Genomic DNA, 23,487 nt, shown 5'->3' on the forward strand with positions numbered 1-23,487 from the left:
ACCGTCAGAGGGACTTGGTTACCACCTCGTAAACATCTGGCGATAAGCCCGGTAACTCGGCCAACCGCTGCAGCTCGGCTCGCATCAATTCCGCACGACCACTGTAATAGCGCCACTTGGTCAACGGAGCGAGTAAGCGTGCGGCAGTCTGGGGATTGATGCTATTAAGCTCGGCGATAACGTCACCGAGCAGGCGATAGCCCTCGCCGTCGGAGCGATGAAAATTGACTGGATTCGCGCTGGCAAAGCCACCAATCAGAGAACGAACCTTGTTCGGATTACGGATATCGAAATCCGCATGCTGCATAAGACTCCGCACTCGATCAACAGCACCCAAATCAGGCATGGCTGCCTGCACCTGTAGCCACTGATTAACCACCAGAGTCTCGTGCCCCCAGTCGCTGTAAAACTGCGCCAGTGGTGACTCCGATGCTGAAGGTTCGCCATAAAACGCCAGTACTTTCAGAGCCGCGAGACGGTCGCTCAAATTACTCGCTGATTGCAACTGACTGGCTGCCAATGGCAGATGCTCGGGGCCACCGGCAGCAAGATAAACAAGACAACAGTTACGCAGCGCACGGGCCGCTATTTGTTCTCCGTTGGGAGCGTAAGCAGCATCGCTGGCCAGACTGTGATATCGCGCCAAAAGCTGATCTTTGACCGCAATACCAATGGCTTTTTGCACAGCCTGCCGTGCCCGGTGAATCAGCTCAACGTCCGCAGCACCCTCTCCCGCCAGTTCGGCAAGGTAGTTTTCGCTGGGCAGAGTCAGCATTTCGGCCACCATGGCAGGATCCAAAGACTCATCGGCAAGCAATTGCTGGCAGGCGTCAGTCAGCAAGCGGTCGACCTTAAGCGGTTGACTCTCAGCCAATTGTTCCTGAACCTGTTCAATCACTTGCAGGGCCAGCGACTGAGCACTATCCCAACGAACGAAGCCATCATCATCTCGGCTCATCAATTGGCACAAACCTTCGCGAGTGTATTGGTAATCCAGGCGCACAGGCGCGGAGAACCCTCGCAACAGCGACGGCACTGGCTGCTCCGCAACGCCCTCAAACACAAAGGTCTGGCTGGGTGCGTCCACCATCAGTACTTTATGAGTGTTGTCGCCAGTCTCAGGATCAGGTTCTTCTCCCGCCAGGCGCAGCGGCAAATTACCCGCCTCCCCCAACAAACCCAACGCAAGGGGAATCAAGAAGGGCTGCTTCTCCGATTGCCCGGGCGTGGCAGGGCAAGATTGACTGACCTCCAGAGTGTAAGTCTGATTAGCTGCGTCGTAGCTATCGCGCACAGATAACACAGGTGTACCCGCTTGGGAATACCAACGCCGGAACTGGACCAGATCGACGCCGCTGGCATCTTCCATCGCACAGACGAAATCTTCGCAGGTCACTGCCTGGCCATCATGTCGTGAAAAATAAAGGTCTGATCCCTTGCGGAACTTCTCTGCCCCCAACAGCGTATGAATCATACGCACCACTTCCGCACCTTTCTCATAAACCGTCAGCGTGTAGAAATTGTTAATTTCAATGTAGGACTCTGGACGCACCGGGTGAGCCATGGGACCAGCGTCCTCAGCAAACTGGGCGGTCCGAAGCATACTGACATCCTCTACCCGTTTTACGGTGCGTGAGCCCATATCAGAGGAAAACTCAGCATCCCGGAAAACCGTAAAACCTTCCTTCAGGCTAAGCTGGAACCAGTCCCTGCAAGTGACCCGATTGCCACTCCAGTTGTGGAAGTACTCATGCGCCACGATCGCTTCAACTCGCTGGTAGCCCTGGTCGGTAGTAACATCCGGGTGACACAATACGCAGGAAGTATTGAAGATGTTGAGGCTCTTGTTTTCCATCGCCCCCATGTTGAAATCATCCACGGCAACGATGTTAAAAATATCCAGGTCGTATTCTCGACCGAAGGCCTCCTCGTCCCAGCGCATGGATCGCTTGAGCGAATCCATGGCGTAGTCACACTTCTCCAGGTCCTTGGGCTCCACGTAAATACGAAGAGTGACATCGCGGCCGCTGGCCGTCAGAAACCGATCCTCAATGTGCTGTAAGTCACCCGCTACCAGGGCAAACAGGTAACTGGGTTTGGGTATCGGATCATGCCACAGTACCTGACGGCGGCCATTGGAGAGAATCTTGGTCTCTAACAGGTTGCCATTACTCAGTAAGACCGGGTAGCGCTGAGCATCCGCCTCAATAGTGCAGGTAAAAACAGACATCACGTCGGGTCGATCAAGGTAATAGCTTATTTTGCGAAAACCTTCAGCCTCGCATTGAGTGCAGAACATACTTTGAGACTTGTACAGGCCTTCCAGGGAAGTGTTGTCCTGAGGCAGTATTCGCGTTGTACAGGACAGCACACATTGCTCGGGCAGCTCATGGATAACCAGGCCATTCTCAGTGACGCTATAGGCGCTATCAGGAAGCACCTGATTGTCGATAGATACTTGTAACAGCTCCAGTTCCTGACCCTGCAACTCCAGGGCTGCAGGCTCCTGACTGGACCGCAACAGGTGTAGTCGAGAGGTTACAGTAGTTTCTTCCTCCCCAAGATCGAAGTGCAACTCGGTTCGATTGATTAAATAGGCAGGCGCCTGGTAGTCCTTTAGCAGGATGGTGCCGGGGTTTGCATCTCGCATGACAGTCCTCAGTTAATTTCAGCAACAGCCAGGTGATAGCCGCCATATTTACGCATGTTGATTACCCCCGTGTCGAAAATAAGGTATTGGCCCTTGATTCCCATCAGGGTGCCCTCAACGGTGGGGGTTTTGTCCAGATTAAATGACTTCACTTTCGTAGGGTGTTCGAGCACCGGATAGGCAATGCGCGTCTCCTCTGCGCTAACCAGCTCTGTCACGGACTGCAGACCGTACTGCTCTCTCACCTGCTCCAAACCCTGCTGGCATTCGTGCACCAATCGCTGGCGTTCACTCTCCAGGTCAACCGGGTCAGCGTCTCCTTTGAGCATGGCCTGCCAGCTGGTCTTATCTGCCACATGGTCCTTGAACAGGGTTTCAACAATGCCTGAGTACAGGCGTGTGTCCACTCTGAAGATGGGCTGGGCCTGGGTCGCACCCTGGTCCATCCAACGCGTAGGTACTTGGCCATGACGGGTGATGCCTACCTTGAGGCCGGAAGTGTTGGCCAAATAAACGATGTGATCGATCATGCAATGGGTTTCACCCCACTCAGGCTCGCGGCAGGTGCCCGCAGCGAAATGGCACTTCTCCGGTGACATAATACAGGTGTCGCACTGGGCGAGGCGTCGAAAGCAAGGGTAGCAGTAGCCTTGACTGAAGCTCTTGTTGGTCTTGCGATCGCAGGCGACACAGTTGATAAGGCCGTCATATTGCAGTTGCAGTGACTTTCCCAACAAGGCGTTCATCGGTATTTCGTTTTCCCCCAACGGCAGCGAGTAAGCCACCTGCGCACCGAGAGAAGTTTTCATTTTGCGCACCGCTCCGGCGGCAAGAATATCGACCACGGACAGCTCCTATTTCCAGTTCAAGGGGGTTTCTGATGGATCGTCGCAGCTATCACCTTCCTTACGACCCTTGTCGATGAAACCGATCTGATCCTGCTCAGAAAGGTGACTTTTGCCCCAGGCAATAATCGCCTGCATGGCGTTTTCGCGCTGCTGTGAATTCAGGGCCTGGCCATCGGGCCATTTTCCAAGCTCAACCGCACGCCGAAGATTCTCAAAAACCTCCGGCGTCATCGAGTCAATCATTTGTTGGTAGTCCATCGAGAGATCCGCCACCTTAAAAGGCGGGATTATACTCCCGATTAAGGAAAAAGTGGTGGCGCCGGTTAGCGACACCGGGATTAATCAGGGTGCGACCGTACTCCTGTCACCCTTGATCACGGCTCTGAACCAATCAAGGAGGTTTTCTTCCTTAAAGTCTGCGAATTCACCCGCGTCCATAAACATGCCATGGTCGTGACAAACCTCATACCAGATATGCTTTTGCTTGGCGTCTGAGGTTAATTCCATACGCTTGCTACAGCGTGGACAATCGATTTCTACCCGAGTGTCCCACTTCCAGCCGTCCTTGGGGTCACCGGTATCCAAGGCCTGACTCTCTGGCAGGCTCTTGAGTTGATGGGCCTCATCAGCGTCGAACCAGAGTCCATGACAGTTGCTGCAGCGATCAATTGTCACGCCTTCGTGATCAACCTCATTCATGCCGCGCTGACACTTGGGGCATTTAAGGCTGTGCTGCTCGGGGGTGTATTCCATGTTGCGGATCTCCATATCGGTGTTACACAACATTAGTATAGTGCGGAAGTTGGGGCTTACAAGTTCTCGCTGCGCGAGTTCCGCAAGCGCGATAGACCGCCCAGTAGACAACCCAAGGCAGCGCCACAAAGCAAACCACCTAAATGCGCAGCATTGGCAATCGCACCAAAGCCAAGGACCTCAACCACACCAAACAAACAAACGAACAGCCACCCGACCATAAACAACATAATCCCCTTAGGTGGTTGAATAGCCCATGCCGGCTGCAGCAAAGGAGCCACCCAGGAAAAACCTAACAGACCGTACACCACTCCGGACATACCACCAAACAAGCCGGGACCACCGAACTGATATTGACTGACATTTGACACCAGTGCGATCACCAATAGTAATCCCAGGGTATTGAAACTACCCGTCGCCCGTTCGACTCTGGAGCCAAGCTCCCACAGCCAAAGCGTATTGAAAGTGATGTGCAGCCAGCCAAAATGCAAAAACGCAGGTGTTATCAGGCGCCAGTACTGATCTCCCATGGGCAAGAACCTGATTTGGTCGCCCTGTACTTCGAAGGGCGTAAAGCTCAGTAAAGCTAACCACTGTTCAGGTGCACCCAGGAAAAAGGCCAGGAAAAAAACAATACTAAGCAGGGCGAAGACTGTCGTTACCGGGCACAAACGCCATTCTAGCAGGGGCACTGTGCTTGCCACAGGCTTACCTGCGCGCGCCTCAATTTGAACATCGCCAGAGCGCCATGCGCGATAGAGGTTTTCTACTGGTTGCACGTGGGAGGGATCGAATACACTCAGCACCTGTTGGCCCGATTCTTCATAAATCTGGTGCAGCACGCCTCGGGAACGCAACAATGCGGTCAGGGGCAAAAGATCTTCACCCAGGGGCACTTGCAGTGCGCGAAACGTTTTTCTCATTAATCTACCAGCGCGTCGCCCCAGCGCAGCTTATCGCGGCAACTGGCGTAGAAGCTGTGGCCAACCGGATGCAGCAGGCTTAGCACATGAGGTTTTTTGCGAATGACCACTGAATCGCCGGGCCGGGCAGTCATATTCACCTGCCCGTCACAGGTCACCGGAGGATGAATCCGATTGCGCTGCAGGATGTCCACCCGAATCTCGGAGTTGCCATCCACCACAATCGGACGACTACTGAGCGCATGGGGAAACATGGGGACCAGCACAATGGCGTCGAGCGAGGGGTGCATAATAGGCCCTCCCCCGGACAGCGAGTAAGCGGTCGAACCTGTAGGCGTAGAAACAATCAAGCCATCTGCTCGCTGACGATATACAAAGGCATTATCTACTGTCAGTTCGATTTCTATCATTTGCGCGGATGTGCCTGAGTTGACGACAACATCGTTAAGCGCGTCAGCTTTCGCTACAATTTCGCCGTCACGCTCCACATGTGCGTCCAGCAGAAAGCGGCTCTCAGTGACGTAGTCCCCATCCAACACCCTTGGAATCTGCTCGGCAATCTGGTCCGGGGTAATATCGGTAAGGAAGCCCAACCGGCCCCGGTTAACCCCCAGCACAGGGGTATCGTACTTGGCCATGGTGCGGGCTGCACTGAGCAGACTGCCATCACCACCTGCAACGATCACAAGGTCAGAGTGCTGCCCGATTTCGTCGCGACTACCCAGGAGCACGGCGGCGTCCGGCACCAACTCGCCCAGACAGTCCTCGAGTATGACTTCGTGCTCTCGTTGTTCGAGCAGGGCTAGCAATTCTTGTAGAACAACATCCAGACCATTTTGCTGGCTGCGCCCGACCAAACCGATCTTCTTGAAGGAACCAGGCATGATTGCGCCTATCCGTGAAAAGGACTGGTATTATAACCACGTGAACGCCTCAGCAGAAAACTCCTTCCTTTACCTTCATTCGCGAGAAGTTCGCGACCTGGCATGGTCATGCTTTGCTGCACCGCTGTTAGTCAGCTCCCAGCTGTCCAGCAGTGACCCGCTGCACAACGCAACTTTTGCCCTGAACAGTGAGCGAATGGACTGGTTACGCTCCCTCGACAGAGAGCCGCAACCTTTGCTGGACCACCTGGCCAAGACCAGCACCACCCGTCTGGGCTTGTACTTTGAACGTCTCTGGCATTTTTTTCTTATCCATGACCCTAAGGTGACACTGATCGCCCACAACCTCCCCGTCAGGAGTGCTTCGCGCACGTTAGGAGAGTTCGACTGTATTTACTTTTGCCACCAGCGCCAACGCAGTGTTCACCTTGAACTGGCAGTGAAGTTTTATTTGTCGGCCCCGCAAGCGAGTAGCAGCGACCAGCGCCTCTGGCTGGGGCCGGCCTCAGTGGACCGGCTGGATTTAAAACTTCAACGTATGCTTAGCCACCAAATTCGTCTAGCGGATACCCCGGAGGGCTCAGCAACTCTTGCTAAATTGGGGGTCAGTGAACCCTTGCATGAAATTGAAGTTAAAGGACGCCTGTTCACCCATTGGCAGCAATCGGCGCCGCCCCCACCTGCATACAATCAAACACTGACCCTGTCACATTGGTGTCGATTCAGTGAACTGGCAAACTTGGAAGAGGACGCAGCAACGCTGTTTCTCCCACTAGAACGATCACAATGGCTGTCTCCCGTTCATGATCCTGACACTGCCGCAATAATCAACAGCAGTCAGCTGGTAAGACAGATGGCCGCTGCACTGGCAACTGACAGCCGCCCTTTGCAGGTCGCAGTCATTGATTGTGACAAGCGAGAGAGACGACGCTTTTTCGTGGTTGCCGATCATTGGCCTATCAACAATAGATAACCTGGCTTTTCTCACAACACGACGTGCTGCGCTGTTTTCGCTGGCACTTCTAGTCAAGCCAGGAGTAACCTCTTCGGCCTTGCAATCCCCCCGTATGAATCGCCAGTATCGGCTCAGTTGCAGACCACTGTCCGGATGCGATTCGGGCATGGATAGCCAATAACATTTTTCCCGTGTAGACCGGCTCAAGTCGCACCTTATAGACACGCTCGAACTCCGTCATGAATGTTCGCAGCGTGTCGTTAGTGCGGGCAAAGCCTCCGCAGTGGTAATCGTAAAGTACATTCCAGGGCAACCTGGCCGTCAGCTCTGACATTGATAAAATTTCTTTCACCCGGTGTTCCATGTCATTGACGCCCTTCAACGCAGATATCCCCACCAATTCTTCAGCGCTTTTTAGGCCTGCGGCAAGGCCTGCCAGTGTCGTGCCCGTGCCTACCGGGAGCACCACCCGCTGCCATTGTCTGCCTTGTTGATTAATCAGGTTGGCGATAGCCAAACAACCACGCACGCCCGCTGGATTTGCGCCACCCTCCGGGACAACCAGGCAGGGACCGTAGCTCTGCTCAATACGCTGCTGGTACTGCGGGTCATTGCGTTGACGATATTCTTGCCTGGAAACCATGATCAGTTTCATACCCAGGCGCTGAACGTCCTGCAGCATGGCCGTCTCCTGCTCCCCTCCCCGGATAATCCCAATCGTTTGAAGCTCCAGTTCAGCCCCCGCCGCCGCCAGTGCATGCAGATGATTTGACCAGGCACCGCCGAAGCTTACTATGCGAGAAATACCCTGCTGCCGGGCTTTTTCGAGATTGGCTCTCAACTTGAATGCTTTATTCCCGGGAGCCTTACCGCCCATCAAGTCCAGCCGCAGCAAATGCACGTTGTCGAGAAATTGCCCAAGTATCGGGGACTCCACCGATGCTGAAAGTGATATTGTGGAATTCTGTGCCATAGGTCATATTGTGTCACGAATATTCGCAAAACCTCTAAACAAGGAAAACAGAGATGATTAAAAAATACCTTGCCAGCGTTGCGATGCTTTTTCTCGTAGCGGCTTGTAGCAGCACACCACAAGTGCAGACAGGTGACGGTGCCGAAGTCATCGGTGACAACCTGCACCGGGTAGATAACAGTAAAGCCGATGTCGCGTACATTGATCCGGATGCAGATTTCAGCAAGTACACCAAGGTGATGATTCGACCTCTGGGCGTCAATAAAATAGAAGTAATTCAACCCAGCAAAACAGGCACCTCGATGAGTCGGCGCGACTGGGAGCTCACTGACGCAGACAAGCAGATGCTACAGGACACCTTTCACAGCGCCATGCTGAAGAATTTGCAGGATAAGGGTGACTTTCTCCTGGTCGATGAGCCGGGAGACGATGTTCTTGAGATAGGAGCGATGATTACCGCAATAGCCCCATCTGCCGCCAAGGACGATGGCCGCTCGCGCGCCATGGGCCGCAGCTACGTGATCACTGATGGGTCAGGCGCCATTGCAGTTGCCGTGGCCTTTGGCGATTCAGAAACAGGTGAAGTCCTGGCGCTGATTAAAGACAGCCGGTCCAGCAGCAGCCACTGGGGGCTAAACAATAGCGTCACCAATAAAGCTGACGTACAGCGTATGTTCAACAGCTGGGCAATGCAGATTAATTCCAGCTTGGTCGAGGTTTCGGGCAAACAATAGCCGGCCGCAACACCGGGGTTTGAAGTTCACGGCTAACGCCCGCTTCATGCCCTGCAGACCAGCTAAGTCAGGCCGACGTTGTTCTTTTTGAGGACTTGCTCGGCCCTGTAACTTGAGCGAACGAATACTCCCGAGACAACCTCAAGAAATCCCTTCTCCAGACCCCACTGACGATACTTTTCGAACTCATCAGGCGATACGTAACGATCAATAGGGAAATGGTTCGCTGTGGGCTGTAAATACTGCCCGAAAGTGACGATATCAACGCCAGCTTCCCGCAAATCATCCATACACTGGAGGATTTCCTCTTCAGTTTCCCCCAGACCCAGCATCAAACTGGTCTTGGTTAAAACATCAGGTCGGTAACGTTTGGCATGTGCCAATACTTCCAGCGTTTGCTCGTAACTCGCGCGAGGATCGCGCACGGGATGAGTGAGGCGTTTCACTGTTTCGACATTCTGGGCGAAGACCTCAATGCCTGAATCCACCACTGTCTCTACATCTGCCAGTACACCCAGAAAGTCGGGCGTGAGGGCTTCAACGGCAGTCTCAGGGTTTTCTTCTTTAACCTTACGCACACAGGCCGCGTATTGCGCCGCTCCGCCATCCGCCAAATCATCACGATTTACTGACGTTAGTACAACATACTTAAGATTCATCAACTGCACAGAGCGTGCGGTATTAAGAGGTTCATCCGGGTCCAGCCAACCCTGAGGGTTGCCCGTGTTAACAGCACAAAAACGACACGCTCGCGTACACACATCGCCCAACAGCATGATTGTGGCGGTGCCCGAGCTCCAGCACTCGCTCATATTTGGACATTTGGCTTCTTCGCAAACAGTCGCCAAACGGTGTTCGCGCACGATGCTATTGATTCTCTCAAAAGTTTTGCCGCCCTGAACCTTGATTCGCAGCCAGTCTGGTTTGCGCAGGCGCTCACCGGGAGACGATGTTGACTTGATGCCATCTTTAATTGCGGTGATGCCCCGGTCGTTGACGAACTTCTCGCCACTACTCACTTGTACCGCAGAAATAAGGTCCTTGTCGGACATGAAACTCTACCTGACTGTCATTGAGTTAACATTATACCCAAGCCAGCGACGACCGGCGATTATCGTTTTCTTCTGCTTTGATGTTTCGAGCACACCGAATTAGGCCTGCCGAGACCTTTGCCACTAAAACCTGCACCTGGCCATAAAACATTCATTTTTTGGGAGAAGATGATGGCCCTGTCATAAAATGATGGGACAGCCAGCTGCCGGCAACGTAAACTTTGTCGATGAAACACTTTAGCCAAGAAACTGACCCCACCGCCAAAACCAACTGGCGCCTGATCAAGCACCTTATCCCCTATTTACTGGAATCTCGCTACCGGGTGTTGCTCGCGTTGGTCTGCCTGATACTTGCAAAAGGGGCTATAATTTTTATCCCCTTCCTGCTCAAACAGTTGGTGGATTCGCTTGACGGTGTGCAGACAGAGCAACTGGTCCCAGGTTTACTTATAGGGCTGGTACTTGCCTACGGTGCAGCGCGCTTCGCCAATGTGTTCTTCGGTGAACTTCGAGACACCATCTTCGGTCGTGTAACCGAACGGGCAATGCGCCGAATCGGGCTTCAGGTATTTCGTCACGTGCATGCTCTGGACCTCGATTACCACCTTAATCGGCGCACGGGAGGGCTTGCCAGAGACATAGAGCGAGGTACTTCTGGTGTCAGCTTCCTGATGCGCTTCTTTGTCTTCAATATTGCACCTACCCTGTTTGAAATCAGTGTGGTGGTTGGAATACTTCTGTTCAACTACGGCCCTGGCTTTGCCTTGATCACTGTCGTAGCAGTCATTCTTTACGGCATCTTTTCCCTGTATGCCACCCAATGGCGCACGCAGTTTGTCCGTGAAATGAATGATGCAGATTCTGCGAGCAATACCCGGGCGGTAGACAGCCTGCTGAACTTTGAAACAGTAAAATACTTTACGAACGAAGAGTTTGAGGCCAGACGCTATGATCGAGAACTCCAGCGCTGGGAAATGGCAAGACGCAAGAACAGGCTTTCCCTGTTCGGGCTGAACGGTGGACAAGCTCTGATCATCGCTGTTTCCCAGACTGCCATGGTTGGGCTGGCGGCCTGGCAGGTGCACCAGGGTCTGCTCAGCCTGGGTGACTTCATTCTGATAAACCAATTCATGATTCAGCTGTTTCTGCCTCTGGGCTTCCTCGGCTTTGTGTTCCGGGAGATCAAGGGCTCCATGGCCAACATAGAGAAACTGTTTGAGTTAATGGCGGTCAACCCAAAGGTAGTCGATAGCCCCGAAGCCAAAGACCTGCTAATTGACAGGGGCAGTATTCGATTTCGCGATGTGAATTTCGGCTACGATTCTCAACGGCAAGTCCTTGAGGGCGTAAATCTGGACATAGGACCCCGAGAAAAAGTAGCGGTTGTGGGCGCTAGCGGCTCAGGAAAATCGACGCTGGTAAAACTGTTGTTCCGCTTCTACGATCCGGATAAAGGAAGCATTGAGATTGACGGCCAGGATGTGCGTAAACTCACCCAGGCCAGTCTTCGTCGCGCAATCGGTATTGTTCCTCAAGACACTGTTCTGTTTAACGATAGCATTGTCGAAAATGTGCGCTACGGCAACCCCCAGGCCAGCGACGATGAAGTATCTGAGGCCATTCGACTAGCCCACCTTGACACCTTTATTGCGGCATTACCCCAGGGCGGTGAAACCTTGGTAGGTGAGAGAGGGCTTAAGTTATCCGGCGGCGAAAAACAACGAGTATCCATCGCCCGTACTATTCTAAAGCGCCCCCCTATCATGGTCTTTGACGAGGCCACCTCCTCGTTGGACAGTCACTCAGAACGCGCCATTGTCGGTGCTTTACAGGAAATTTCTGAGGGTCATACCTCTCTGGTAATCGCCCACCGCCTTTCTACGGTGGTAGATGCTGACCGAATTATCGTACTCGACAAGGGTTGTGTAAAAGAGAGCGGCAGTCATGAAGAGCTACTGCTGGCCAAGGGCGCCTATGCTGAGCTGTGGCAGGCGCAGCAGAAGCGAGAGAACCAGAATAACAGCTCTGTCTGAGACAAACTGTAGCCATCTTGCGACAAACTGCATTAGTGAGGCGTTCGGAATCCGTATACTAGGCCCATGAATATGCAAGTGTTACTCAAAGATAAACGCCACCTTTTCTGGATGCTGCAGTTTGCGGGCTGGAGCGGCTGGGCCATGTCTTTTTACCTGGGCATCATCGTCTGGGGAAAACCGCCCGAACATTATTATCTTTACCTGCCCTTTATCGCCACTGTCGGCATGTTGCTGACCTTAGTTTTGCGCGCGCTTTATCGGCACATGTGGGAAATGGAAATTACCCGGCGGATTGTCGCCATCGCCGCGGGCTCTTATGCCGCGGGTCTGGTGTGGATGGCGGTCAGGGGCACCGTTTTTTACAACATGTACCCGGAAGAACGGAAAGTCACTGAAGAACGCGGGATGGAACTGCTCTCCTATTTTGACGGTGCAGTTTCCGCATTCTGGGTCATGCTGGTATGGAGCGCTCTCTATTTTGGCATCAAGAACTATATGGCCACTCAGGAGTTACGAGAACGCAGTTTGAAGGCGATTTCAATGGCCCATGAAGCGCAACTAAAAATGCTGCGCTACCAGCTTAATCCGCATTTCCTGTTCAACACGCTCAATGCCATTTCTACTCTGGTGCTGGACCGGGACAATGAACTTGCCAACGTCATGGTGACCCGCCTGAGTCGGTTTTTACGCTATACCCTGGATAACGATCCCATGCTCAGGGTCACGGTCACAGAAGAAGTGGAGGCCTTGCGACTTTACCTGGATATTGAAAAGGTTCGCTTTGATGAGCGCCTGCAATTGCACTTTCAAGTTGAAGAGCAAGCCAGCCAGGCATTAATGCCCAGCCTTTTGCTGCAGCCGCTGGTAGAGAACTCTATCAAGTATGCCGTTTCCCAGGCCATCCATGGCGGCTCTATCACCGTCAGCGCTCGGGTAGACGGCGAAAGTCTCTGTTTGCAGGTCATTGACGACGGTCCCGGCGTAGACCTCAACAAGAAAGAACCATCAAAAGGCGGTGGTGTTGGACTTTCCAACTGTCGGGAACGGCTCAAGGAAATGTACAACAGTCGCCAGTCCTTCGAGTTATCAACAACAAACCCTCACGGATTGACTATATCTATATGCATACCACTGGAATTCGGCAGCCGAGCGTTATGAACAACCTTAAAGCGATCATCGTAGATGACGAATCGCTCGCTCGTCGCGGGCTGGCATTGCGCTTACAGCAAATCCCAATGGTGGACGTCATCACCGAATGTGCCAACGGACAGCAGGCCCTGGAAGCAATTGCAGAGCACTCTCCAGACCTGGTTTTCCTCGATATTCAGATGCCCGGCATCGACGGATTTGAAGTCATCAGACAGCTGCAGACTGACAATCTACCGATGGTGATTTTTGTGACCGCCTTCGACCATTACGCCGTAGAAGCCTTCAAGGTTCACGCCGTAGATTATGTACTCAAACCTATTGACGATGACCGCTTGCATGAAGCCATTGATCGGGCCGTTGCACACTACAGCCAGGAGGAATCAGAGCGTTCCAAGCAGCGTCTGGTAGACCTGATGATGGGCATGACAGGTGCGAGCGCCGCCTCTATAGAAGAGATGGCACAGAGTCAGAACGCGCCAAATCATTGGCCAGAGAAGCTAGTAGTCAAAGATGGCAGTGATATTCATTTCATCAAGGTTGCTGACATCCAATGGGTCGATGCAGCAGGCGACTATATGTGTATTCACGCCGGCGGCGAAACCCACATTATGCGCATCACCATGAAAGAGTTGGAAGCTCTGCTCAACCCCGCTCGATTCTTACGCATTCATCGATCCACTATCATCAACAGCGATTACATTAGCGGCGCCCAAGCGCTAGGTAATGGGGAGTATATGCTGTCGTTGGAGGGAGGTGCCCAACTCAAGGTGAGCCGGGGCTATCGTGACAAAGTCAAACAATTACTGGGGAGCTGACAACTGCCCCGGTGCATACTGATGCAGCACTAAACGAGTCCCAGCCTCGCCGGTGACGTCAATTTTACACTGTGACCAACCGGTAGGAATTGCCCATGGCTCTCTGGACGGGTAACGCAGGGAGCGCTCGCCGGCGGCACAAACCAGGAACACTGCCCCCACCCGACCGCGCACATCGGAAATAGAAAAGTCCCGACGGCTCAAACCTGCCTTCCATGACCCTGGGCCCTCCCGGTACAAGGGCACCAATTCTCCAGCAATAACTACATCCGGTAAGGCCTGAATTTCCTGCTCGGCCTGACTGTACTGGGAGGCTGCTTCAGCCACCACCTCAGAACCACGACCCAATGACTGCATGCGGTCCAGTGTATTGCCTGCATCAGCTAACATCCGGTTATTAAGTTGCAGCGTCTGCATGCGCTTGAGAATCTGCAAATACTGCTGCGTAGAGACGTAGCTATTATTAAAGTTATTGTTGAGTGCCAGGGACTGAAATTCAACAACGCGACTCAAATGCTGCAGTTCCGCAGCTTCATCGTTCCAACGACTGGCCAGGGATGCCGCCAGCACCTGGAATTTGACTTCTTCCTTGGCATTACGACCCGGATAGGCCTTGAGCTTTATCGCAATATCAAACGCAGCATCATAATTTTCTGCCGCGTACAAATCCCAGGCCTGCTGGTATAGCTCGGCAAAGCGCGGCGACATTTCACGGGGCTTGTCCAGAATCCAGGTGTAAACAACCGGATCTGCGGAGACTTTCACCGGCTTGCCACTGCGTTGGGCGGGGCGAAATTGCATAGCGTTTACCTGCTGTAAAACTGCCTGCTCCACCTCCAAAACGCCGTTTGTGCTTTGAATAGTGGCATTGACAACATTGCCAGTCTCATCGATATCGTAGGTGTACACCAACCATGCATCACTTTGAAAGCTACTGCCGAGACTAATACTTGCCGAGGCGGGGTCGAGATTCTGGGGAGACGAAAACTGAGCCCACGCCACACTGGTGGAGAACAGATACATTAGCAACACGGTAATCAAACCCGGCAAGAGGCCACGAGCACTGCTGACAACGCGAGCAATCATATCAACTCCATTTTTATTGATGGCCTTTAAGTCTAGCAGAGAAGGCGAGTCAATGACTCGATTCTAGTAGGCACCCAAACGTCTGCGAGAACTGGTGCGCGCCGTTTCAATCTCTTCTTCCAAAAGCTTCCAGGCAGGGTCATCCGGAAAATGACTGGCACCCTGAACGACGTATTCCTGCGCTGCGTCGAATTCCTTCAAATCAATTTCACCGCGAGCAGCATCGCCGTAAGCCCTGCGCAAGTTGCTTTCCAACTCCTTTACTGCAGGCAGATCAGGATGCGTTTGAACAACTTCATCATAGGACTGTTGCGCAACATTCAGTGCACCGCTGCGAATGGCACGCTCGGCAACGGAAACGACTTCCTCGGCCCTGGATCGTGCAGCCTTTGCCTCTTCTTTACGTTGCGCTATCGCCGCCTGTTGGTCGACCCACGTTTGTTCAAGGGCGGGCAGCTGTGCATGCAGTGTTGCAAGCAGTTCAGAATCAGGCAACAGCTCCTGCCCCGCCGCCAAAGCTTGCCGCGCACTCTCAAAGTCACCGGCCTTTACGGCGTTTTCGGCCATGCCCAGATAAAAGCCTGCGATTGAGGCCAAACCTTTTGTTACCCTGGGATTATCTGGAGACTGGACAGCGACTTCCTGATAGATTGCCATTGCTATCGCCGCATTTGCGGGGTCTGCAGCGATCGCGCTGGTCGCCCCTTCCGCCTCGTCCAGCATCGAATTTAAACGGGCCAGTTCTTCTGCCTGAGCTTCGGCCAGTTTGATCTGCGCTGCCTCAATTCGACCAATACGAGATGCTAGCTCCGGTGAGTCAGAGGCAATGTTTTGCGCCTCATTTACTGCGATCGTAGCTGCCCCCAGGTCATTTTCATCCAGCGCTCGGTCAGCCGCTGCGATCATTGAGTTAAATTCCTCACGCTGGGCTGGTGTGTGGTTAGCCCAGAGTTCCTCGTAGGCCGCAGACTGAGCCTGGTAAGTTTCAACGGCATCGCGTCTTCCTTCCAGCTCTGGATGATCCGGATCGATAGCCGCAGCCTGCGCTATTAATCGATTTGCCTGCTCAAAATCACCCGCTTCAACACTGGCATCAACCTGTGACAAAAGCTTCTGCGCTCGCTGCGACTGAATATTCGCCAAATTTTTCTGCTCGGCGAGTAGCTCTATCTCCGCTTGCAAGCGCTCCAGGTTATTGCTAGCAGCGAAATAACCGCCATAGTCCAGCAACATTTTCCTCGCCTTGTCTTCGTCTTCTGCAGCGATGGCTTCTTCAATTTGCGCCGTATATAGGGCGCCGACTTCAGCCATGCCTTGCTGGGCAGCATCATTACCGCCATCCATGGAAAGTACTTTGTAAAAAGACGAAGCTGCAACAGGCAGATTTTCTTCGTTCATCGCGCTAAAAGCTTTTGCCAACTCAGCGGTAACGGCTCGCTGGTCTTTGCTCACGCTGCCTTGCTGCCCCTGCCACCAGGTATAACCACCAAAGCCGGCGCCGCCAAGTACCACAACGATGATGAGCATGCGCAGCACCGAGCCACCAAACTTGTTCTGGCCCCGGTCATTATTAGCGAAAGTGCCGCTAACCAGTCTCTCCCGCTGGGTACTGCCTTCAAGGCGATACGGGCGAGAGGGGGAGGACACGGCAGGAGAAGAGGAATGGCTTAGCCGGGTAGATTCGACACCCGCTACAGAGGTCTTAGCAGACTCGTCAATCGGCGCATCGGTCGCAGCCATCTTGGGAGCCTCAATTCCCTCAGTAAGCACCTGATCATCAGTAAAACCGGAACTGGCCTGCATAAAAGACTGGTAGAGCTCTTCGCCTGTTTGAAAACGAGCAGCGGCAGCTTTGGCAAGCCCCTTATTAAGAAACTCTTGATAGGCGCTGAGGTGCTCTGGCAGCGTGGGAATATCTTCGGTGAGGTGCTTCACCGCGGTAGTTACCGCTGAGTCGGATTCATAGGGCAAAGTCTTGGTAAGCATTTCATAAGCCAATACCGCCAAAGCGTACAAATCGGACCTGCCATCGACTTCCTGTCCCTTGGCCTGCTCCGGGCTCATGTAACTGGGTGTGCCAACCATTAACCCGGTCTGGGTCATCTGGGTGCCGGAATTTGCAGCCCTCGCGATCCCAAAATCTGCCAACACAAAATCGTCTGCGTCACGCATCATTATATTGCTGGGCTTTATATCCCGGTGCACGTATCCCCGGCCCGAGGCGTAATCCAATGCCTCGGTCATATGCCGCATAATTAAGTAAAGTTGTTTCTGGGGCATTCCAGAATGGATGAAATCGGAAAGCTCTCCGGCGCCCAACAATTCCATAGCGATATAGTTATAGCCATCGAATGTGTTGACGTCGTATATCTGGAGAATGTGGGGGTGAGTCAGGCGAGCGGAAATGCGCGCTTCGCGAATAAAGCGCTCGGAAAAGTTTTCGTCCGAGTTCATACCAGGGTCCATCACCTTGATCGCAACCTCACGATCAAGGTTCAAGTGCAGGGCGCGATAGACTGTGGCCATGCCACCACGGCCCAGGCGCTCGTACAATTCGTACCCCGGTAATTCGAAATCTGCCATTACTCTACTTTACGCAGCTGGTTCATCAGAGGCCCCTAGAATAAACACATAGTACGTTACATACAATTACACCAAAGACGTCAAAAAGTCGGGCGGAATTCTTTATTCATGGTATACACTGATCCCAAACAAGACTGAACACAAGTCATGCTTACAGGCGAAAAGAAGAAGAATCCTGAATGAGAGCATTTTCGGCAGATAGTCACCCCGGGCACAAGCGCGGGCACAATGAAGACTGCTACAAAGCAAACCCGGAACAACAGCTGTGGTTGGTGGCTGATGGCGTGGGAGGCCACTCCAATGGTGAAGTGGCCGCGGCGATAGTACGGGACACGTTAGACCAGGATTTGGCTGATGGTGCCAGCCTCATTGATGCGATACACCACTCACATGCCGCAATCCTTGCGGAAATCGCATCCCGCGAAGGCAGCAACATGGGGTCGACTGTCGTTGCCCTGCGTCTTACCGACAGTGATTATGAAATCGCCTGGGTTGGAGATAGTCGCGCCTATTTATTCGATGGCAATACAGTAAAACAGATCACCAGGGATCATAATCCCGTCAGCGAAATGCTGGCACGCGGGGCAATCACTCCCCAGCAGGCCGCCAACCACCCGGAACGCAATGTGCTCAGCCAGTCTCTCGGAGTGTCCGATACAATCACTGTGTCGCCCGATCGCATTCGCGGTGAACTCCACAAAGGCCAACAGATACTGTTGTGTAGTGATGGCCTCACTGATGAACTCACCGACGTCCAGATAGAGCAAATAATGTCTGCGCGAAAAAACCCAGACGAACAAGTCCAGGCACTTATTCAAGCGGCACTCGACTCGGGGGGGCGCGATAACGTAACGGTGGTGATCGTCGGCGACAAGGCGGAACCTGGGGCTGTCACACCACCAGTACCTCCGCGTAAACGCGACACACTCAGCAACGAACAGGCCGCAAGGTCCGCAGACAGTGCGGGTCATGACAAAGTGGTTTGGCTACTATTGGGTGTAATGGTCACCCTGGCAATCTCATGGATGCTTTGGTGAGTACCCGTCATTTACTTCAGCCCGGCCTCACTCCCGCTCAGATCTAATTATGCTTCTCAAGCTCTGCGGCCTGAATAAAGGTTGTTTGATCAGATGCCTGACGTTCACTATGCGGCCTGGACAAGTTCTCTGTTACCCGGAAGATAATATCGTGAAAACGCAGTTCGTCATCGTGGCGCAGCTGATGCTGACCACTGGCGCGTTTGCCGTTAATCATTGTGCCATTGGATGAACCAAGGTCTTCGATATGAAGATGACCGTCAATCACTTCCAGCTTGGCATGCTGCCTCGAAATATGCGGGCTCACCACAGCCAGGTCACACTCCAGTGCGCGGCCCAATAAAATAGGCTCCTGTATCGCGTAACTAAGACCGCTAAGCGGCCCGGTTTCTGCCGACACCACCCAGTGCACTTCATTCCCTTCCTCGCCTTTACGCAGGAAAGTAGAGACCCCATGACGACGTTTGTCAGTGACAGGTGCAATATTATCGAGCACGCGACGTTCGACAAAAGACTGCGTTCGAACGATCCCACTTGTCGAGATCTGATAAAACCAGGCGAGTGCGAAGTTAACCGGAAACCCTAGCACAGCGATGTAGAGAAAGTACCTTGAAAGCAAATCCGCATCATAGCCCAGAGCTGGCGCCACGATGTCCAAAACCTGCAAACCACCCCAACAAACCAGGATATAGAGAAGGCAGGTACGTATGACCTTGCGTCTGCGTAATTCGCTGAAAAATGAGCCGGTTGATTTCGTGTCGTCCATGATTCACCCGTACGTCTTTAAATTATGGCCATAACTATAGCGCAGAAACTCAGCTCAAGTGAATCCGTCTGCCCGCTGTTTCAGATTTGCCTTTATCGAAGTAGCGCAAAAATGCCGCATGCTTCTCTTCACTAGTCACAGACAGCGCGGCAGCCACTTGATCAAGGGCCTCAAGTTCATCACCACCTTGCCGACCATCGGCTGCTATCACCTGCAACAACATGACCAAGACTTCCTCGCGCTCCGCTGCGCTGAGGATCTCTGATAACAAAGCGCCAACGGCCGCAAGATCGAGCGAGCTGGAATACAGCGCCAGTGCATGATTGAATTTGTGCTGGGCCGCAGACGTGTCCAGACCGAAATGGTTGGCAACAAGGCTTATCATTGCCTTTGCCTCTGCATCGCATACAGAGCCGTCACCGCGTGCAACGTGATCCAATAAAGCTGCAACCAAAAAACGGGGGTCAAAAAATGAACCGCGCGGCGCGACACTGACCACAAGCTTGTCACCCTCGAGGATTAAACCGAAACCCGGTGCTGCCATTGACGGAATGCCCTCTAATTATTCAGGGCAAGTATAGATGAGGATGTGTGCTTGTCGAAAGAGAAAACACCCAATAACGCCCATATTCCATATACGAAAAAGGCCACCCAAATGGGTAGCCTTCTTTGAATATGGCGGACCGGACGGGACTCGAACCCGCGACCTCCGGCGTGACAGGCCGGCATTCTAACCAACTGAACTACCGGTCCAAAACGGTAGAATTCTTTGCTCGGTATTGGTGGGTGATGACGGGATCGAACCGCCGACCCTCTGCTTGTAAGGCAGATGCTCTCCCAGCTGAGCTAATCACCCCGGAACCGAGAACGCGCATTATAGAGATTTGTCTTGGGCTGTCAAACGTTCCAGGGAAAATAAATTCAAATTTGTTAAATTATTAAAAGCCGTTGATTTTAGTAGTAAAATTGATGGTCAGCTGCTCTTTTAAGCGGCGCTTAAAGACAGGCCGAAAAGGCCTAAACTGCCAGGTATAAACTATGGAAATCTACAAAGAATTTCACTTCGAGGCAGCGCATCGCCTGCCCAATGTTCCCGCTGGCCACAAGTGTGCTCGACTGCACGGCCATTCCTTTCAGGTGCGTTTGTCAGTGCGCGGCGACGCCCCCGAACCCAGTGGCTGGGTAATGGACTTTGGCGAAATCAAAAGTGCGTTCAAGCCTATTTACGAGCAACTGGACCACTACTACCTGAACGATATCAGCGGGCTAGAAAACCCTACCAGCGAGAATATTGCCCGATGGATATGGCAACACCTTAAGCCTGCACTCCCCGCGCTAAGCCGGGTAGAAATCCGCGAAACCTGCACTAGCGGTTGTATTTACGAAGGAGACTGGGAAACAGGAAAATAAATCGGTAACACATGGAATAATGCTTGACGAATACGGGGGATCTACAAATAGAGCACTCAAGTTAATCCCTCAATTCTCTTAATGTCGCTTGGTGGTAGCAATTGTTTCCAAAAATCGCTTTAAGTTACCTGCGGTAGCACCCGGAACAATGTTATACACATACCATCAGTCGCCACAACACTATCACGCAGTTACCCGACACTTTAACTTCTAGACTTTAAAAATCAGTCACAACCTATTGAATATATTGAATAAATTGTCTTTGTTCGTTTTTTGATCAATTGAAGAAGAGCGCTGTGAATAAAGACCCACAAGACTGGCTTAACAATATATCCACTGTTTTATCCACAGAATCTGTGGAAAACTATCCAGACTGCTGTTACTGAACATCCCGTCAGATAATCCGCTAAAGAGCCATTCTCAGTGTCCTTTGCCCAGCCCACAAAGCAACATTCGCTCAAGGTAAGTCCTGACCTGTGCACTGGATGTCAACTTCAGACCCATATGCGGAAATAAGGTCATAGAAACCGCCAGACGCATCACAAAGTCTGTTGCTGCCGAGACGTCCAGATCTCCAGCTATTTCCCCATGTGCCTGCGCTTGCTCGACGTGTGGCGGCCAAAACGCCACACTTCTGTTATAAAAAGCCGGATCGAGATACATGCTGGCTACCGTTTCTGGCTCTGTCTGAGCGAGACTGGCAAATATGCCTTCCTTGATATCTTTACGTCCGGCAACGACCGTGTGAGTAACCTTGTCAACAAGGGTAGGTAACTTTTCCAGGGCCGCCTCGGTACGATTCAGAAACAGCGCCTGACGACGTCTGAATATGCCCTGAATAAGACTATCCTTATCTCCGAAATGACGGTAGATCGAGCCCCTGGACAATTTACCTACTCTCGCCACCTCGCCCATCGATGTGCGCCTAATACCGAAGCGATGAATACACTGTTCCCCGGCATCCAGAATGCGGATAACCATAGGGTCAGCGTAGTCTGCTGTGTTGAACTGGGCATCGTGCATGTCAAAAGCCTGTCTTGATTCGAGATAGCAAATGAACAATAATCATATTCTGTTCATTTGTCTATGCGCGCCTCCCGCGGGCCAGGAAAAAATATGTCAAATACAACCGTCAAGTACGATTACATTATCGTTGGCGCGGGGTCCGCCGGCTGCGCACTGGCCTACCGACTTTCCCGGGAGGCGAGCCGCAAAGTGCTGCTACTGGAGGCAGGTGGAAAAGACAGCTTCCCGATGATCCATATTCCGCTCGGCTTTGCCTTCATGATGAAGAACCCCAAGATCAATTGGTGCTACGAGACCGAGCCCGAACCAAACATGCATCACCGAAAAATTTCATGGCCTCGCGGCAAGGTCCTGGGCGGCACCAGCTGCATCAACGGTATGGTTTACATACGCGGACAGAAAGAAGACTACGACGCCTGGGCGGAAGCAGGCAACGATGGTTGGTCTTATGATGAAGTGCTGCCTTATTTTAAACGCTCCGAACACAAGGCCGAGGGCCCGAACGCGTTTCATGGCTACGGTGGCCCTTTGTGGGTAGAGGGTGGCGCCGTAGAGGATAAACTCGAATTAGCAGATGTTTTTGTCCAGGCTGCTGTACAGACGGGCCTGCCCTTTAATGAAGATTTCAACGGTGCGAGCCAGGAAGGTGCCGGAGATTATCAGCACAACATTTGTAAGGGCAAGCGACAGAGTGCTGCTCGCACATTTTTAAAAGCCTGCGAAAAAAGGCCCAACCTCACCATACTCACTGGCGCATTAACCGAAAAAATCCTGTTTGAGGATCAACAGGCAGTCGGTGTTCAATACAGCCGTAATGGCGTCACCGATAGGGCTTTTACGAGCGGCGAGGTCATTCTCAGTAGCGGCGTGATTAACTCTCCGCAACTACTGGAGCTATCGGGCATTGGCCAGAGGCAACGCCTTGAAGACCTTGGAATTGACGTCTTGGCGGACCTCCCAGGTGTTGGTGAAAATCTTCAGGACCACCTGACGATTAATATTCAGCAGGGAATCAATGGCATCCGTACTTTTTACGAGGAAACCCGACCCCTGGCACTGGTCAAAAATTTATTGAAATACTTTACCAAAGGCAACGGCTTGTTAGCGCACCCCGCCGCCCAGGTCGGAGTTTTCTTTCGCTCAAACGAGAGCCTGAAAACACCCGATGCACAGATTCATTTTGCGCCCGCCGCCAGTGAGCCGGACAAAAATGGTAATCTGAAAGCTAAACCGGGTACCACTGCAACGGTCTGTCATTTAAACCCCAAAAGTCGAGGCAGTGTTCATATCACCAGCAGTCAGCCCGGAGATTATCCCAGCATCAAGGCAAACTACCTCGACGCTGAATATGACCAGAGCGCCATGATTGCGGCCGTCCGCAAGGTGCGAGAAATATTCCAGGCGCCGGCCCTGAACAAACACCTGGGCAAAGAATTCCTGCCCGGCGACCAGGTTCAAAGCGACGATGAAATTCTTTCTTACATCAGGTCAGATGCTGAATCAGTTTATCACCCGGTAGGGACCTGCAAGATGGGAATTGACAGCGATGCTGTTGTTGATTCCCGCCTGCGTGTGCATGGAGTGCAGGGGCTGCGTGTTGCGGATGCATCGATAATGCCTAGCATTACCTCGGGAAACACTCACGCTCCGTCTGTCATGATCGCTGAAAGATGTGCGGACATGTTATTGCAGGATGCTGGACTTAAAGTCGTCCTCCCCGAGGGGCTTGAAGCGAATGAAGATAACACCCAGACAAAGGCGCGTCTAAAAGCCGTAGCCACTAACGGATAAGCCAGGAGTTACCGGA

21 protein-coding genes and 2 tRNA genes are annotated in these 23,487 nt (G+C 52.6%); 8 read left to right on the forward strand and 15 right to left on the reverse strand.

Annotation, left to right across the window (positions count from 1 at the left end; translation table 11 throughout):
* Nucleotides 1-4 precede the first annotated feature (4 nt).
* The 6 genes from pepN to EYC87_RS12205 form a co-directional block, all read right to left on the reverse strand.
* Nucleotides 5-2,650, reverse strand: coding sequence for an aminopeptidase N (gene pepN, locus EYC87_RS12180; RefSeq protein WP_279253122.1), 2,646 nt, complete (start codon nucleotides 2,648-2,650; stop codon nucleotides 5-7).
* Between the two features lie 8 nt (nucleotides 2,651-2,658).
* On the reverse strand, nucleotides 2,659-3,495 hold the full coding sequence (locus tag EYC87_RS12185) for a DUF2797 domain-containing protein (protein ID WP_279253123.1): 837 nt from the start codon (nucleotides 3,493-3,495) through the stop codon (nucleotides 2,659-2,661).
* 9 nt (nucleotides 3,496-3,504) lie between these two features.
* Nucleotides 3,505-3,756 carry a YeaC family protein gene (locus tag EYC87_RS12190; protein WP_279253124.1) on the reverse strand — a complete coding sequence of 84 codons (252 nt, stop codon included), beginning with the start codon at nucleotides 3,754-3,756 and terminating at the stop codon, nucleotides 3,505-3,507.
* A gap of 84 nt (nucleotides 3,757-3,840) precedes the next feature.
* On the reverse strand, nucleotides 3,841-4,251 hold the full coding sequence (locus tag EYC87_RS12195; protein WP_279253125.1) for a TFIIB-type zinc ribbon-containing protein: 411 nt from the start codon (nucleotides 4,249-4,251) through the stop codon (nucleotides 3,841-3,843).
* A gap of 56 nt (nucleotides 4,252-4,307) precedes the next feature.
* Nucleotides 4,308-5,174, reverse strand: coding sequence for a rhomboid family intramembrane serine protease (locus EYC87_RS12200; RefSeq protein WP_279253126.1), 867 nt, complete (start codon nucleotides 5,172-5,174; stop codon nucleotides 4,308-4,310).
* The gene (locus tag EYC87_RS12205; protein ID WP_279253127.1) at nucleotides 5,174-6,058 is read right to left on the reverse strand and encodes an NAD(+) kinase; all 885 of its coding nucleotides are present in this window, start codon (nucleotides 6,056-6,058) and stop codon (nucleotides 5,174-5,176) included. The genes EYC87_RS12200 and EYC87_RS12205 overlap by 1 nt, the downstream gene beginning before the upstream one ends.
* Between EYC87_RS12205 and EYC87_RS12210 the strand changes: the two genes are divergently transcribed.
* Entirely contained in the window at nucleotides 6,057-7,031 is a 975-nt protein-coding gene (locus EYC87_RS12210) for a DUF1853 family protein (protein WP_279253128.1), read from the forward strand. The two genes, EYC87_RS12205 and EYC87_RS12210, sit on opposite strands and share 2 nt — an antisense overlap.
* A 49-nt stretch (nucleotides 7,032-7,080) precedes the next feature.
* On the opposite strand, the gene EYC87_RS12215 is transcribed toward EYC87_RS12210, so the two are convergent.
* Complete coding sequence (locus tag EYC87_RS12215) at nucleotides 7,081-7,986, reverse strand: 1-aminocyclopropane-1-carboxylate deaminase/D-cysteine desulfhydrase (protein WP_279253129.1); 906 nt, start codon at nucleotides 7,984-7,986, stop codon at nucleotides 7,081-7,083.
* A gap of 53 nt (nucleotides 7,987-8,039) precedes the next feature.
* Between EYC87_RS12215 and EYC87_RS12220 the strand changes: the two genes are divergently transcribed.
* Nucleotides 8,040-8,720: a DUF3313 family protein gene (locus EYC87_RS12220; protein WP_279253130.1), complete on the forward strand. Its 681-nt coding sequence runs from the start codon at nucleotides 8,040-8,042 to the stop codon at nucleotides 8,718-8,720.
* 62 nt (nucleotides 8,721-8,782) lie between these two features.
* Here EYC87_RS12220 and lipA read toward each other — a convergent pair whose 3' ends face one another.
* Complete coding sequence (gene lipA / locus EYC87_RS12225) at nucleotides 8,783-9,772, reverse strand: lipoyl synthase (protein WP_279253131.1); 990 nt, start codon at nucleotides 9,770-9,772, stop codon at nucleotides 8,783-8,785.
* Between the two features lie 227 nt (nucleotides 9,773-9,999).
* On the opposite strand from lipA, the gene EYC87_RS12230 reads away from it, so the two are divergent.
* The 3 genes from EYC87_RS12230 (at nucleotide 10,000) to EYC87_RS12240 (ending at nucleotide 13,772) form a co-directional block, all read left to right on the forward strand.
* The gene (locus tag EYC87_RS12230) at nucleotides 10,000-11,805 is read left to right on the forward strand and encodes an ABCB family ABC transporter ATP-binding protein/permease (protein ID WP_279253132.1); all 1,806 of its coding nucleotides are present in this window, start codon (nucleotides 10,000-10,002) and stop codon (nucleotides 11,803-11,805) included.
* Nucleotides 11,806-11,871: 66 nt separating this feature from the next.
* Nucleotides 11,872-12,966, forward strand: a complete 1,095-nt coding sequence (locus EYC87_RS12235; protein WP_279253133.1) for a sensor histidine kinase — start codon at nucleotides 11,872-11,874, stop codon at nucleotides 12,964-12,966.
* A complete protein-coding gene (locus EYC87_RS12240; protein WP_279253134.1) occupies nucleotides 12,963-13,772 on the forward strand; it encodes a LytR/AlgR family response regulator transcription factor in 810 nt (269 codons plus the stop codon). Before EYC87_RS12235 ends, EYC87_RS12240 begins: the two co-directional genes overlap by 4 nt.
* On the opposite strand, the gene EYC87_RS12245 is transcribed toward EYC87_RS12240, so the two are convergent.
* Both EYC87_RS12245 and EYC87_RS12250 read right to left on the reverse strand, forming a co-directional pair.
* Nucleotides 13,758-14,858, reverse strand: coding sequence for an energy transducer TonB (locus EYC87_RS12245; RefSeq protein ID WP_279253135.1), 1,101 nt, complete (start codon nucleotides 14,856-14,858; stop codon nucleotides 13,758-13,760). The genes EYC87_RS12240 and EYC87_RS12245 overlap by 15 nt on opposite strands.
* A gap of 63 nt (nucleotides 14,859-14,921) precedes the next feature.
* A complete protein-coding gene (locus tag EYC87_RS12250; protein WP_279253136.1) occupies nucleotides 14,922-17,441 on the reverse strand; it encodes a serine/threonine protein kinase in 2,520 nt (839 codons plus the stop codon).
* A gap of 179 nt (nucleotides 17,442-17,620) precedes the next feature.
* On the opposite strand from EYC87_RS12250, the gene EYC87_RS12255 reads away from it, so the two are divergent.
* Complete coding sequence (locus EYC87_RS12255) at nucleotides 17,621-18,478, forward strand: PP2C family protein-serine/threonine phosphatase (RefSeq protein WP_279253137.1); 858 nt, start codon at nucleotides 17,621-17,623, stop codon at nucleotides 18,476-18,478.
* A gap of 43 nt (nucleotides 18,479-18,521) precedes the next feature.
* Here EYC87_RS12255 and EYC87_RS12260 read toward each other — a convergent pair whose 3' ends face one another.
* The 4 genes from EYC87_RS12260 to EYC87_RS12275 form a co-directional block, all read right to left on the reverse strand.
* On the reverse strand, nucleotides 18,522-19,244 hold the full coding sequence (locus tag EYC87_RS12260) for an FHA domain-containing protein (protein ID WP_007228724.1): 723 nt from the start codon (nucleotides 19,242-19,244) through the stop codon (nucleotides 18,522-18,524).
* Between the two features lie 49 nt (nucleotides 19,245-19,293).
* Nucleotides 19,294-19,788, reverse strand: coding sequence for a tellurite resistance TerB family protein (locus tag EYC87_RS12265; RefSeq protein WP_279253138.1), 495 nt, complete (start codon nucleotides 19,786-19,788; stop codon nucleotides 19,294-19,296).
* Nucleotides 19,789-19,920: 132 nt separating this feature from the next.
* Nucleotides 19,921-19,997 (reverse strand) — tRNA-Asp (locus tag EYC87_RS12270).
* Nucleotides 19,998-20,024: 27 nt separating this feature from the next.
* Nucleotides 20,025-20,100 (reverse strand) — tRNA-Val (locus tag EYC87_RS12275).
* A 182-nt stretch (nucleotides 20,101-20,282) separates the two neighbouring features.
* Between EYC87_RS12275 and queD the strand changes: the two genes are divergently transcribed.
* Nucleotides 20,283-20,654 (forward strand): 6-carboxytetrahydropterin synthase QueD, encoded by a 372-nt coding sequence (queD, locus tag EYC87_RS12280; protein ID WP_279253139.1) that lies wholly within the window; start codon nucleotides 20,283-20,285, stop codon nucleotides 20,652-20,654.
* Nucleotides 20,655-21,074: 420 nt separating this feature from the next.
* Here queD and EYC87_RS12285 read toward each other — a convergent pair whose 3' ends face one another.
* Nucleotides 21,075-21,677, reverse strand: a complete 603-nt coding sequence (locus tag EYC87_RS12285; protein WP_279253140.1) for a TetR/AcrR family transcriptional regulator — start codon at nucleotides 21,675-21,677, stop codon at nucleotides 21,075-21,077.
* Between the two features lie 93 nt (nucleotides 21,678-21,770).
* Here EYC87_RS12285 and EYC87_RS12290 point away from each other — a divergent pair, with 93 nt between their 5' ends.
* On the forward strand, nucleotides 21,771-23,471 hold the full coding sequence (locus tag EYC87_RS12290) for a GMC family oxidoreductase (RefSeq protein WP_279253141.1): 1,701 nt from the start codon (nucleotides 21,771-21,773) through the stop codon (nucleotides 23,469-23,471).
* Nucleotides 23,472-23,487: the final 16 nt, after the last annotated feature.

This window comes from Candidatus Seongchinamella marina (assembly GCF_026262685.1).
Lineage (GTDB): Bacteria > Pseudomonadota > Gammaproteobacteria > Pseudomonadales > Halieaceae > Halioglobus > Halioglobus marinus.